The organism is Bacteroidota bacterium (assembly GCA_016714535.1).
Lineage (GTDB): Bacteria > Bacteroidota > Bacteroidia > AKYH767-A > OLB10 > JADKFV01.
The window spans coordinates 43,681-58,175 of the sequence record JADKDR010000006.1; the positions used below are offsets into that span (position 1 = coordinate 43,681).

The 14,495-nt window shown below is 38.3% G+C and carries 9 protein-coding genes and 4 pseudogenes; 8 read left to right on the forward strand and 5 right to left on the reverse strand.

The genetic code is table 11. The features are described 5' to 3' along the window. Positions 1-66: 66 nt before the first annotated feature. The 4 genes and pseudogenes from IPO27_09885 to IPO27_09900 form a co-directional block, all read right to left on the reverse strand. Positions 67-704: pseudogene (locus IPO27_09885) on the reverse strand (hypothetical protein). A gap of 226 nt (positions 705-930) precedes the next feature. Next, positions 931-2,289, reverse strand: coding sequence for a T9SS C-terminal target domain-containing protein (locus IPO27_09890; GenBank protein MBK8846824.1), 1,359 nt, complete (start codon positions 2,287-2,289; stop codon positions 931-933). A gap of 80 nt (positions 2,290-2,369) precedes the next feature. Further along, entirely contained in the window at positions 2,370-4,805 is a 2,436-nt protein-coding gene (locus tag IPO27_09895) for a TonB-dependent receptor (GenBank protein ID MBK8846825.1), read from the reverse strand. Between the two features lie 221 nt (positions 4,806-5,026). After that, a complete protein-coding gene (locus IPO27_09900) occupies positions 5,027-5,170 on the reverse strand; it encodes a hypothetical protein (protein MBK8846826.1) in 144 nt (47 codons plus the stop codon). Between the two features lie 459 nt (positions 5,171-5,629). Between IPO27_09900 and IPO27_09905 the strand changes: the two genes are divergently transcribed. The 7 genes and pseudogenes from IPO27_09905 (at position 5,630) to phoU (ending at position 10,977) form a co-directional block, all read left to right on the forward strand. Beyond that, the gene (locus IPO27_09905) at positions 5,630-5,806 is read left to right on the forward strand and encodes a hypothetical protein (protein ID MBK8846827.1); all 177 of its coding nucleotides are present in this window, start codon (positions 5,630-5,632) and stop codon (positions 5,804-5,806) included. Between the two features lie 101 nt (positions 5,807-5,907). Then, positions 5,908-6,390 carry a hypothetical protein gene (locus IPO27_09910; GenBank protein MBK8846828.1) on the forward strand — a complete coding sequence of 161 codons (483 nt, stop codon included), beginning with the start codon at positions 5,908-5,910 and terminating at the stop codon, positions 6,388-6,390. A 413-nt stretch (positions 6,391-6,803) separates the two neighbouring features. Beyond that, positions 6,804-7,782: pseudogene (locus IPO27_09915) on the forward strand (PstS family phosphate ABC transporter substrate-binding protein). Positions 7,783-7,798: 16 nt separating this feature from the next. After that, complete coding sequence (gene pstC, locus IPO27_09920) at positions 7,799-8,686, forward strand: phosphate ABC transporter permease subunit PstC (protein ID MBK8846829.1); 888 nt, start codon at positions 7,799-7,801, stop codon at positions 8,684-8,686. Next, positions 8,679-9,536 (forward strand): annotated as a pseudogene (gene pstA, locus IPO27_09925) (phosphate ABC transporter permease PstA). The gene pstC and the pseudogene pstA overlap by 8 nt, the downstream one beginning before the upstream one ends. Positions 9,537-9,571: 35 nt before the next feature. Beyond that, a complete protein-coding gene (gene pstB / locus IPO27_09930; GenBank protein ID MBK8846830.1) occupies positions 9,572-10,345 on the forward strand; it encodes a phosphate ABC transporter ATP-binding protein in 774 nt (257 codons plus the stop codon). 36 nt (positions 10,346-10,381) lie between these two features. After that, a pseudogene (gene phoU / locus IPO27_09935) lies at positions 10,382-10,977 on the forward strand (phosphate signaling complex protein PhoU). A gap of 108 nt (positions 10,978-11,085) precedes the next feature. Here phoU and IPO27_09940 read toward each other — a convergent pair. After that, positions 11,086-13,473, reverse strand: a complete 2,388-nt coding sequence (locus IPO27_09940) for a carboxypeptidase regulatory-like domain-containing protein (GenBank protein ID MBK8846831.1) — start codon at positions 13,471-13,473, stop codon at positions 11,086-11,088. 60 nt (positions 13,474-13,533) lie between these two features. On the opposite strand from IPO27_09940, the gene IPO27_09945 reads away from it, so the two are divergent. Further along, a complete protein-coding gene (locus tag IPO27_09945) occupies positions 13,534-14,418 on the forward strand; it encodes a class I SAM-dependent methyltransferase (protein MBK8846832.1) in 885 nt (294 codons plus the stop codon). Positions 14,419-14,495 lie beyond the last annotated feature (77 nt).

Genomic DNA, 14,495 nt, shown 5'->3' on the forward strand with positions numbered 1-14,495 from the left:
CACTCACTTACTTTACTCGTTTGGGGGGTTTGTATAGATCGCTAAATGTTTAGCCATTGTGTTAATTTAATCTAACCAAAATTTCTGTGTTAAGTAAAATACAGTATCAATGAAGTATAAAATCTCATTTTGTGTCAACACATTTTCATCATGTAAATCTTCTAAAATGACTCCCAATTCATCATTGATATAATCATTGTTACGATTATTATGGGAACCGTTCACTTTCAAAAATTCTTTAACTCTCTCCAAATTTGTACCAGATGTAATTGTAACAAATTTTTGCTGAACAACTGCATATAAAACATCATCTTCTTTTGTAAAACCTTTCAATTCATAGGCTGTGTCAGAGAAAAAATAATTGTGAAGTAATAAATTGTACAGATAATCCCTCAATGAATTATAATAAACAGAATCGTTAAGTTTTAAGACATGCTCAGTGTCTTTCAAGTAGACTTTTTGCTCAGCGCCTTCACTAACATACTGAGAAAAATCAACATCTCTTATCCAAGATTTTTCTCCGAAATATAATCTTCTAAGATCTTTGTTTCTTTCCTTTTGAAAGACTTTTCGATTTCAATTGTTGAGCCTGCTTGCGAGCCATTGTTATGGTAACTGGTAATTGCTTGTATAGTTGTTCCAAATCTAACTTTGCTCTTTCCTGAAATGATATTGTGTAGTTCATTTTTTAAATCATTTTGCATTTACAAATGTGAAAAAAATCTAATCAATATAATTGTTCAATTTAATAGCGTTTAATAAACAGATCACCTTAGCGTTTTCGTACTTTGATTTTTACCAATCAACCAACATAGCAGCCTCATTGCTAAACAGGAAAATGTATCACCTAAGTCTTATTTTAAATTTTGAGAATAATAAAAAAAGCGGGCAATAAGCCCGCCTTTCACGAATAAAAAATACCGCTTACAATTAATTGTAAGTTGTTTGCTGAGGATTGAAATTCCCCCATTTATCGGTCCAATTGGTTGCACCAAACGCTCCCTGATAATTTACACTTTCGAAAAAACTGTCTTGAAGTTTAATATCTGAAAAATTAGCATTACCCAACAATACAGAGTTCTGCATTGGCAAAAAGTTGGGATTGGTTAAATTGAATGCATCATTTATAGCTAAGTCTGAAGTAGCCGGTAGTTGCTGATTGATGTTGTTGCTAAACCATACACCAATATCTAAAGCACCTGTACCACCCGATTGCTTGTAAGCTGTATCGCATCCTGCAATCACATTATGCTTAAATGAAATATCGTTAGCAATAACGTTGGCTTCAACTGCACTGCCATCTAATAAAAGTCCATAAGGGTATCCGGCAAAAACAGAATTGAAACAACTCAACTTCGTATTTCTGCGCAAATGCACCGCACGTTTAAAATTGGTGTTGATTACTGTGCCAGAATTTGCCTTTGGCCCAAATACACTTACATTACTGAATATAGGACTCGTATAAGGTGAGTACGAATTACCATTGGCATCATTGTCCGATTCAAAACCATTAGAACCCGAAACATCGGCATTGTTAGGATCGCGTAAGGCAACTGCAAATTGAATTTTTCCGCTATAGCCAAAATCAGTATCAAAATCATCATCTAATGCACGGTGCGATATTAAATGCTTTGCATTTACGGTGCCACCAAAAAACTCGAAGGCATCATCGCCCGAATAGGATATCTGAACATGATCGATGGTGGTACCATTTCCTACACCACCAAGTGTTAAGCCATTGATTTCCTTATTTGGTTCAAGGGCAATACCACAAAACTCAATACGTACATACTTAAGTGTACCACTGTTATCAGCAGGGTCGGCACCGCCAAAGAATGAGCGTGGTCCCCCTTCAATCTGAATTTCGCCTGCCGGCTGATTAACTGGTGCGCGACCACAAATTATTATTCCACCCCAATCGCCATAACTGCGCGAACCAACTGCCTGATTGCTTGTAAAAACAACTGGCTTATCGGCAGTACCTGTTGCCTGCAGTTTACCTCCGCGCTCCACTATCAACGTCCCCTTCGTATCCTTATCGCCCTTTATTACTGTGCCTGCCGGTATGGTAAGCGTACTGCCATTAATTACATATACAAATCCTTTAAGCAAATACGAACTATCGGCACTTAAAATTCTATTGCCCATAATGCTATCTTTAAGCGTAACTACTTTACTGCCCGGTATTACTACAGGCGGATCTTCTGTATCATCCTTTTTACATCCGGCAACTGCACTTATTGCCAAGGCTAATACTAATGCGTTCTTTAATAATTGTTCTTTTCTCATTTTAGTTTTTTTCTTTTATACTGTTTTTAGTTTTTAAAATTTCTGTTGGCATTTTCAACAAATGCAAGTGGTTGAGTTATTTATAACTTGTAATTAATACCCAGACTAACTGCCGAACCAACCTGGTAACGCATGATGGTTTCGTCCTGCGCATTAATTTTATTATCAAGATTAGCGTCCTGCATAAAAATAAATGCGGCATTTAAAGCATCTCTTATTCCAATCTTAATATCCCAATGTTTGCTTATTTCTTTAGTGAGCGATGCATCGATTACATGACGCGGCATTTCATAAATATCCGGATTGCCATCAGCTCCAACAGCAAAAATACGGGGGCCTATCAGGTTATATAAAACAGATGCCTGTATTCCACTTTTATCATTATCATAAAAAAATCCTCCATTAATAATATAAGGAGACTGCCCCATCAGTGGACGTGTTGCAACTTGATTTGTTGCCTTGCTGCCAAGCGAAACCCTGCTATAGATATAACTGCTATTGATTGAAATAGAAAGATTATTAATAAACTTTCCGAGGTTTAATGGTGCTAACGATTTTTTTATCTCTGCTTCTACGCCATACGTACTTGCATAATCCGCATTGCCAAAAGAAAAATTACGTGTTCCTCCTCCCGATCCTGTAAGTGCATATTTTTCAATTGGATTTATAAATTTTTTATAAAACAATCCAAATGTAATTAGCTCCTTGCCCGATGGGTAAAAATCGTAGCGTACATCAAAGTTTGAAATATTACAGTTTTTAATCTGTGGATTTCCGGTAAGCGATTCGTTGTATACAAAATCGTAATAACTGAATGCGGCCATTTCTCTAAACTCGGGGCGATTTACAGTGTGTGCATAAGCAGCCTTAATAAATGCTTTTTCAGAAACCGGATAAGTAGCAATAACAGAAGGAAGAATTTGAATACTTTTATTATCTACCGTAATTGGATTTCTGCCATAATCCAGCATCGACAGGGTTTGATTGAGCGCTTCAACCCGAGCACCGCCTGAAATGGTAAACCGACCAAACTGATACTCTGATTGAACGTACCATGCAAGCAATTGTGTTCCTGCATTATATTTATCGGTTGGGTTAGTACCTTCTTCAATTTTAAATCCGGTGGTGCTATTTATATTTTCCTGATTAAATACAGTTTCGAGTGGAGCATACAACAATTGATTGTCGAACAAATCAATGTTTGATTTTTTGTAAGAGAGCCACCGCGCTTTATAATCTCGGTTACGATATTCTGTATATATTCCTGTTTTAATTTTCCACTTTCCATTGTTGCTATCATTTTTTGTTGGCATGTATTCCGCATTGGCAGCACCACTTAGTAATTGCTCGTTGAGTGTAGAATAAAATCTTCCCAAATCTTCGAGGGAGGCAGAAGGTGGCACCACCAGCATGTATGGCGTATTTGCATCAGCACCTAAGTTGCGCACCGTGCGCAACCTGCGATAGTCGGGTTCGTTGGTAAGTGTATAATTATGTGCAATGGTCCAGTCTAATTTTAACTGCTCATGCGACCCACGCTCATGCTCACCGCCTAATTGACTGCTTAATAATGTTCGCTCAATATATCGCGAAGCATAATTTAATTCCTCATTGCCGCTCTCAAAATTTTTACCTTCACGCGTAACTCCTGAATTAGTGCCGGAGCGGTTAACGAGATTCTTTAGTTCAATTTTATTCCGTGAGTTTACAATCAGGCTAGTATTATTTAGGGCGCTTATATTTACTCTTACAATCGATTCAATATCATCAAAGTGATAAACCGTATCGCTTTTGTTATTTTTAAAATCGTATAAGTTGTAGTTGTATATGCTACGGTTAATGTTTCTGGAGTCATAGTTATAAACAATACTAAACAGATTTGATAAGGTTGAATTTCGCAATTTAGTATTGCCTGCATACATTAAACCTATTTGCTGGTCGGGCATTGCACTTGTTTCATTGTTAACCCATGTATTCGGAAGTTCCTGACCTAGCCTTACTTGTTGTTCTGTTTGCTCATTGCTCAACTTGGATGGAAAAATGCCTGGCAGATTTCTAAATTTTCCGCTTAAGGTAAACAAATCGCTGCCTGGTGCATATGGTTTATTAAATTTCTGAAAGGTGGTACCCTGCCTGAAACCTGTTGAATAAATTACCTGAAATAATTTATCATCAGATGTGTTGCGGGTATAAATTTTAATCATTCCACCTGCAAATTCAGCAGATAATTCAGGCATTGCAGTTTTCATTATTATAATGCGATCTAATAAACGAGTAGGAATCATATCAAGTGAAAATGCCTTCCGATCAGCTTCTGCGCTTGGTGCAATGCCATTATTAAGTAAAATGGTATTGTATCTTTCTGCCAATCCGCGAATCATAATAAAGCGGTCTTGTTGCAAGGTTACTCCGGGTATTCTTCGCATTACATCAGCCGCGCTTCGGTCTTGTGTCTTACTCATTTGCTGACTAGAAACCGCATTGGCAATCTGCGTTGTATTGCGAAGCTCAACCAAAACGGCATTTTCGGTGTTAGTTAATTTACGAGATACTACTTCGGCTGTTTTTATTTGCTGCGCATTTGTATGTAAGGTGATTTCTATTCTTGCTTCGCCATTTTCAAATTTGATATTCTGATGGTATCATTTACATATCCTACAAATGAAATTACTATGGGGTGTATCCTTATTCTTTAATATTAGTTTAAATTCGCCATTAAAGTCAGTTTGAGTTCCGTTCAAGATGCCAAGCTCTGTAATAGATGCTCCGGGCAATGTTTCTTTTGTTGAGCTATCAATACACGTCCGGTAACCTGTTGGCCTATTGCATCATACAGTATCACACCGAGCAAAAGGTGTGTTACCAATATTACTTTTTTCATTTCCAGTATTTTTTATTATTCGTAGTGCAAAAGTGTATCTCCATTGTTAGGTAATAATTACCGGCAGGTTAAATATGCTTTACTGAAAGATTAAGCCGGTATTAATTAAGTTTATATCAAATGTAAATGGTAACAATTACATAATGCTTCTTATACACAAAGCGTTTTCTTAAACGGATAATACCAAAATTCTAATCGCTCTTGTCTTAGGGTTGGTTTTAAGTGGTTGCGAGCTTGAAGCCTGCAAGCGCAGGCCCAATAAATTGTTGGCAACAACCATCAATAGGTAACATTAAGTTAATATTGGCAAAACATTGTGTTATTATTAAGTAGAATTTATTTGTAGCACGAATAGAAAAAACTTCTTATGATAAAATTTCAGATGGTAGGTATCATCATGATGTTATTAATCCAGCAATGCAGCAATTTCACAGTCAATAACAGACACAAGCAAAGGTTGTGCCAGCAAAAAAAAATTGGTTTGAATCTGTTAATGTCAGAGGATACACGCAAGTGCGATATAATAGGTTGCTCGAAACCAATTCTTCATTGGGATGCGAATCGTGTGATAGGTCATGGGGCGATGGTGGTTCGGTATTTATCAGACGTATGCGGATTGTTTTTTGGAAGACTTAATGATTATGTTTACGTTTTATATTCAGCCCGATCTTGCAAGCTCTGCAGTTCTACTGCACAAATATTTGGACAATTACGCGATGCTTATTTTGATGTTTCGGTTGACAAAAAAACGAATTTCGTTTTCGCAATGGGCAAGCAAAGTACCTTATGGATTCATGAATTTGCAAAGCAGCCAGAACCGACTTCCCTTGGATCGCGATGAAGCCTTAAACAGCGCTGTTTCTAACGAGCGTGATTTAGGTGTGTTTTTTTATTGGGCTCCACAGAGCAGACGCAAGCTATTAGCATCGTTGGTTGCCGATGGTTATAAAGGTTCGGGAGATTATGGTGTGCTTGCTGTTGGCGGATATAATGGACAAACTGCCAACCGCAATGATGGCAACAAAGATTTACATTATGTAGCGCGCCTTACATATCCATTTCAAATAGGTCACAAATTATTGAAGCAGGTGTGCAAGGATACACCGGCAGATATGTTATATCAAAAGATCAATTCACAGCAGGAACCAAAACAACATGGAATGGCAATTATGATGACCAGAGTGCGGCAGCATCGTTGGCATTATATCCCAAACCTTTGAGAAAGACCGCAGAATATACTATAGGCGCACCTGAATTTAATACATCAACCGACTCTAACGAAAACCAAAGAACTACAAGGGGAGGCTGCTTATTTCTTACCTTACCACATTTGGAAAGAATACGATAATTCCTTTTCGCGTATACAATATTATGATGGTGGAAAAAAGCACGAGCGTGATGCACGTAGTTATAAAGTAAACGAAATTGAAGTCGGGAATCGAATGGCAGTTTGCAACTAATTTTGAATTAGTCGCAAGCTATGTAGTATCTTCACTTAAGTATGAAGATATGGCTAAACAAAGAAATCATCAAAAGGACAACTATTGCGCTTGCAGGCATAGGTTAATTTTTAATCGTAAAAAAATCAAAATTAAAATAAAATGACAATAAAATTCAACTACTAATTGCTGCCATGATCTTGGGCATGGTGGCATACAACAACAACAGTACCGATAACAAAACCTGCGAAACCAAACAGCGGCAAGCCGGCACCATCAGCATTGATGGTTCGAGCAGCGTGTTTCCGCTAAGCGAGGCGTTAGCCGAAGATTTTAGAGCTGGCAACCAAAGTGTAAATGTATCAGTAGGAGAATCAGGCACTGGTGGTGGTTTTAAGAAATTTTCGCGTGGCGAATTAGATATTTCAAATGCATCGCGCCCAATAAAAGCACCGAAGACTCTGCATGCAAAGCGAATGGTGTTGAGTACATTGAATTAGCAGTTTGCTACGATGGCCTTGCAGTGGTTGTGCATCCTGAAAATAATTTTCTTACCAATATTACCGTGGCAGAATTAAAGAAGATGTGGGAACCCGAAGCACAGAACAAAGTAAAAATGTGGAGCGATGTAAATGCTTCATGGCCAAAACAAGAACTGCACTTGTTTGGAGCAGGCACACAATCCGGAACGTACGATTATTTTACCGAAGCCATTAATGGTAAAGCAAAGGCAAGTCGCGGTGATTATACAGCAAGCGAAGATGATAATGTATTGGTACAAGGTATTTCAACGGATAAACTTGCGTTGGGATATTTTGGTTTAGCTTATTATGAATCAAGCAAAGAAAAATTAAAACTACTTGGTATTGATAATGGCATGAGCACTGCATTTACAACCCTATCGAAACGGTTAAGCAATGGCACGTACCAACCTTTATCGCGCCCACTTTTTGTCTATATAAATAACAAGTCGTTGTCAAATCAGCAGAAGTGAGTTCATTTGTTGATTTTATGTTAGCAAATTGTGACAAGCTCGCTACCGAAGTTGGGTATGTACCATTGCCGGCAGCAGCTATCGAAAAGGTAAAACAAAAATTTGCCGCACGCAAAACAGGCAGCAATCTTATTGGAAAAAATTCGGTAGGTTTAACCATTGATGCAGTTGTTCAATAATTCATACTAAAGCATATTGCAAGAAGCAAGAAAAATAAAAGAAAAAATAATTGAAGGCGCGCTATTGGGGTGCGCCTCTCTTAGCATTTTAACTACTGTAGGTATTATCATTGTTCTTGTTGTACAACTTTTTTCTTTTTTTCAAGTCGTTTCGGTTTGGGATTTTCTTACCGATACTCAATGGACACCATTGTTTGACGACAAGCATTTTGGAATCATTGCTCTATTGAGTGGTACATTCTTAACTACAGTTATCGCCATTGCTATTGCTTTGCCATTTGGTCTTATCATAGCCATCTACCTGAGCGAATATGCCAAAAAAAGAACCCGTCAGATATTAAAGCCAATGTTGGAAGTGCTTGCAACTGTGCCAACGGTGGTTTATGGATTTTTTGCTTTAACGGTGGTAACTCCGTTTTTACAAAAATTAATTCCGGGGCTTGCCGGCTTCAATGCCTTGTCTCCGGGTATAGTAATGGGAATAATGATTATTCCATTGATTACCTCCATGAGCGAAGATGCTATGTATGCCGTGCCACGTGCCTTGCGCGAAGGTGCTTATGCATTAGGTAGCTCAACATTTCAAACAGCCTGGAAAGTGGTAGTGCCATCTGCATCATCAGGTATAATCGTTTCCGTTATCTTAGCTACATCACGTGCCATAGGCGAAACTATGATTGTGGCCATAGCTGCAGGGCAGCAGCCGCGCTTAACACTCAATCCACTTGTGCCCATAGAAACCGTTACCACCTATATTGTACAGGTAAGTATGGGAGATGTACCACATGGTTCGATAGAATATCAGACCATATTTGCCGCAGGGTTTAGCTTGTTTGTGTTCACCTTTGCACTTAATAATTTGAGTTTTTTCATCAAGAAAAAATACGCTCAGGTATATGAATAACACGCAACAAAAGAAATTAAATAATAACTTGTTTATTACCATTGCAATAATTGCAACCTCCTTAGCGCTGTTAACACTTTGGCTATATTGGTTATATCAATTGGGATTACAGGTGTTTCGCGTATAGGCATTGGCTTTTTAACAGACTTGCCATCAAGAAAACCGGAGAGTGCCGGTATTTATACTGCTTGGATTGGTACACTTTGGATATTAATTACGACATTAATAATAGCTTTTCCTATCGGTGTGGCCGCAGGCATTTATCTTGAAGAATATAGCAAGAAAAACTGGTTTTCAAATTTTATCGAAATCAATATTTCTAACCTTGCAGGTGTACCTTCAATCATTTATGGTCTGTTAGGCCTTGAACTTTTGTTCGATTTTAGGATTAGGTCAAAGCATTATAGCCGGAAGTCTAACACTTGCTTTACTTATTTTGCCTGTAATAATTGTATCAACCCGCGAGGCGCTCAAAACAGTACCTAAAACCATACGCGAAGCTTCATTTGCATTAGGTGCCAGCAAATGGCAAACCATAAAAATGAGTGTGGTACCATCGGCATTCGGAGGCATACTTACGGGTATTATATTGGCACTGTCGCGGGCCATTGGCGAAACCGCTCCACTTATTGTTACAGGCGCACTTACCTATGTACCCTTTACTCCAAAAAGTATTTTTGACTCCTATACTGTGTTGCCAATTCAGATTTTCAATTGGGTATCGCGGCCTCAACACGGCTTTGCCATTAATGCTGCGGCTGCTATTATTGTACTCTTAGTTATTACTTTTATATTAAATGCCGGTGCTATTTATTTGCGTAACAAATGGCAAAGCCAGGTGAGATGGTAAGAAAAAAAAATACGTTTACTAGTTGAAAAATTGCAATGGAATCACCCAGAAATAAAACATATAAACTCGAAGCAAAACATATTAATTGCTACTATGGAAGCTTTCATGTGTTGAAAGATATTTCTATGACGGTTCGCGAAAACACCGTGACTGCGCTTATTGGCCCTTCGGGTTGTGGCAAATCTACCTACCTGCGTTTATTCAATCGTATGAATGATTACATTGAAGGATTTAGAATTGAAGGCGCTGCCGAAATTGATGGCAAAGAAATTTATTCGAAGAAAGTTCCGATAAACGAATTGCGAAAAAATGTGGGTATGGTATTTCAAAAACCTAACCCTTTTCCAAAAAGTATTTTTGAAAATGTAGCCTACGGCTTGCGTGTAAATGGCATTAATGGAAAATCTGTACTTGCCGAAACAGTTGAGCGATCGTTAATACAAGCCGCTTTATGGGAGGAAGTAAAAGATCAGTTAAATAAAAACGCACTTCGCTTATCAGGCGGTCAACAGCAACGCTTATGCATTGCCAGGGCGCTTGCTATCGAACCTTCGGTAATATTAATGGATGAGCCCGCCTCTGCACTCGACCCTATTTCGACTTCGAAAATTGAGGAATTGATCTATGACCTGAGGCGAAACTATACCATTGTTATAGTAACACATAATATGCAGCAAGCTGGCCGCGTAAGTGACAATACCGCATTCTTTTACATGGGAGAGCTTATTGAGTTTGACGAGACCAAAAAAATATTTACCAATCCCGCCAAAGTACAAACTCAGAATTATGTTACAGGCAGGTTTGGATAATTTTTTATACTTTCACTACGAAAACAATTACAGAAAATGACACATCTCGATATTGAATTAAAGATATTAAAAGAAGAATTGGCCGAAATGTATCAATTGGTATTTGCCCAATTGAACAAAGCAAAAATCGCCTTGCTTACCAATGATAAAGAACTTGCGCGCGAAGTAAACTTTAACGAGCGTAGAGTTAATTCACTTGAATTAACTATTGATAAGGATTGCGAAAATATTTTCGCATTATTCAACCCTGTGGCAATAGACTTGCGATTTGTTTTGGCTTGCTTAAAAATAAATTCCAACCTGGAACGCATAGGCGATATAGCAGATGGCATAGCACGGTATGTAAAAGAAACAACCGCACAGTTTGATGATTTATTGCTTAAAGAATCGCGCCTGTTGGATATGTTTGATATTGCAATTTCTATTTTAGATGATGTGCATCAGTGTTTTGTTAACGAAGACACGAAGACCGCCCGCAAGGTTTTTCGAAAAGATGATTTACTTGATGATATTAACTTAAAAGCAAACGCTGTAATCGAAAAGTATATCAAAGCAAATCCGGATTCGGTTATGCAATGCCTCCACATTATTTCCACTATTCGTAAACTGGAGCGCGTAGGCGATCAGTCTAAAACATTGCTGAAGAAGTAATATTTTATATCGAGGCAAAAATATTAAAGCATAAGACCGATAAAGAAAAAGCAAAAACAGATTAAACATACGCTGCAAATGCTTATGGCTTAAAACTGCCACCTGCAGCTTAACACGGGTATTAAACCAAGTTGCCTGCGTGTTACAAACTCCTTTGTTAGCGCATCATATATCCATCCATTCTCATTTTCATTTCCTGTAATATTTTGAATATCCATTGCTAACAGTGTATTTGATTTCTTCCCGTTAATGCGATAGGTAATCCGTAAATCAGCTCTAAAATAATCTTTCAACTTTCTATTGAATGCCGGTGAAGCTTCAACAATGGTGGCTTCGGAATAGATAGATTGCAGGGTATCAAGTTGTTTGGTGCGCATACCACCGGCATATATCCCATGCAGATTTATTCCCCATGTATTCTCACGCTTATTCCTTTTCTCATATCCACCCGTATATTGCATAGAGTATCTTCCATTATAACGGCTATCGTACCAACGTTCTTGTATTTTTACTTTAGCATCATATACACTTACCGATACGAGGTGGTAAAAATTACTTAAAAGCGGCTTTTCGAGCGATACATTTACACCCCTGTTTCGCCCCTCACCATTATTTGCATAATTGGTAAGCATATCGTTTTCAAAACTGTTAAGCACACTGTAAATGCCACCCGAAGCAATATGATACAATTGCTGATAAAAAAACTGCGTACTTAACTGCATCATACTTGCCGATGTATAAAAGTAATTAACTGTACCCATTATACTTCGGTTTGGTTGTACTTTGTAATTATCAAACGCATACCTGAAATTGTATGCCCTGGCATTGTCGCGAACCTGTTGCATTTGCGCTGTGTTATTAAACGTAACACTTGCTAAATGACGTTTGCTAACTAAATACTGTGCTCGTAAGGCAGTGCTGATATTTGTATTGTCGAAGTTTGTAAATTCGGAGTGTTGTACTCCAAGCTCGCTGTAAAATTTACCGGTATTAATAGTGTAGTTTATATATCCGTAATAGGCATTTCGGTTGAGTTGCTGAGCAGGCACTGCATTCATATTAAATGCCCTGCGCGTAACCGACAATTGCGATATGTAAGAGCGTTGCAGATTCATAATAACACCATATCTTAATGAGTGCACACCATTTAGCGATTGATTCAAATACAAATGTAGAGGAAGAGCTGTGTCGCCCGTTTCGCTTCGCGATTGAATATATACCAATTCCGGAAAACGTGGTTTTACCTGATGATTAGTATAAAAGGAATTAAAAGCCCCCGATAGTTTCAGATAAAATTTGGTATCAAACGTATGTGTCCAGCTAAATGCCGCGAAAATATTTCGCTGCTTATAATTAATGTCCAATAATTGTTTTTGCGACTCCCATAAGCCCGAGTCTTGTTCATGCTTGAATACATTGCTGCTATTTCCTGCTACACCAAATAACTGTATTGTATTTTTTTTTCCTAAAGGAAAATTCAGATTGTACGTAACATCCTGAAAACGGATATCCTCACCACCAAAGGTAACTCCCATCATGGCAAGTATCCCTGTAAATGAGTATCGGTAGTTGATTAAATAAGAAGCCTTTCCTTTTTTTCCTAAAGGACCTTCGGAAGCTACATCAACACCTATCAATCCGGTTTGAATGCTACTGTTATGTGAAAGTGCATTTCCATTTCTAAACTTCATTTGCATGGCTGCAGCCAGGCAGTTTATGTGTTGCACTTTCATGTTGCCGTTGTACAAGCTTGTTCCTTCCAATACCTGATTGCTAAACATGGTAATTCCACCACCACTCGGTGCCGGACGATCGCTAAAGGTTCCTGCATTGGCAAGGTGATTGGGATTCATTACCGGTAAGTCATTAATAAACCATCCTGTTGCATTGGGCGAGTTGCCATTGGCACTTATATGATTAGTACCATCATTCAATTGCACTAAGCCGGGATAATACGTCATGGCACGCGCTGCATCATCATTGGCACTGGCAAAGCGCTGCGTTTGCTCGCTACTAATATGGTAAGTGGTATGAATGCGTGTAAGGGTGGACATGGCAGAGGATACCGTTGCTTCAGCAAGGTTGACCGAAAATACATCAAGCGTAATATTCAAATATAAAGGTTTGCCGGTTGCTATCAGCAACTCGGGTTGTATGTAGCTCTTATATCCGCTTTTAGTAACGGTAAGTATATATCTCCCAGCTTTTATATCCGGAATACTAAACTTCCCTGCTGAATCTGAGGTTACCTCAAACGTTGCCTGTACATTATAAATTCTTACTTCGGCCAGTGCCACAGGATTTTCATTTCTATCGCGCAGTTCCCCGCTAACCTGAGCATACACCCAATTCATCTGTATTAAGACGAACAGGAAAATAGATATAAGTTTAATTTTACAAAACATATCATCAGTATATAAAATGCAATAGTAATTAATTGAAGAATCGGTCAGCAGCTTGCGTAGATCAATTTGCAAACAGTTTTTTAATCATCACAACAATCTATTCAATACCTTTGCAACCTAACACTGCACACTATGCGCTTGCTTTGTCCCGAAAATTTTGCCGACTACGAACTAATCGATTGTGGAAATTTTGAAAAACTTGAACGTTTTGGCAAGTATGTTACCATACGCCCTGAGCCACAGGCTATATGGAACAAAAAACTGAGCGAAAAAGACTGGGAGAAAAAAGCAGATGTGCGCTTTGTTTCAAAATCGAGCTCTGCTGGCATGTGGCAAAAGAAAGGCAATATGCCCGATCAGTGGACCATCAACTATTCGTTTAATCACCTTAATCATAAAGCAGGTATTACCTTACGGCTTGGCCTAACATCGTTTAAACATGTTGGTGTTTTTCCTGAGCAGGCCGTAAACTGGGATTTTATTTTTAAATCGATAAAAAAAATAAATCATCCAAATCCGAAGGTGCTCAATTTGTTTGCTTACACCGGAGCAGCATCACTGGCAAGTAAAGCGGCCGGTGCCGATGTGGTTCACCTGGATAGCATAAAGCAAGTAGTATCGTGGGCACGGCAAAACATGGAGCTAAGTAACCTTGACAATATACGTTGGTTAGTAGAAGATGCGATGACCTTTGTAAATCGCGAAGTAAAACGAGGTAACAAATATCAAGGCATTATTCTTGATCCACCTGCCTATGGACATGGACCCGATGGCGAAAGTTGGAAACTTGAAAACATGATAAATGATATGATGGGCCAGGTAAAAAAACTATTGGATAAAGAACATTTTCTGGTACTTAATACGTATTCACTTGGATTTTCAGCCTTACTTATTGAGAATATGATGGACACCATTTTTGACAAAAATAAAAATCGGGAATTTGGAGAAATTTACCTGCCAAGTACGTCTGGTTTCAAACTCCCTTTGGGAGTTTATTCGAGGTATGTTACCTCCTGATTAAAATCCTTACAACAAAATTGCTCTACTTAAAGAATCGCGAAACTTATGCTTCACACTCAAACTGATAGAAATAA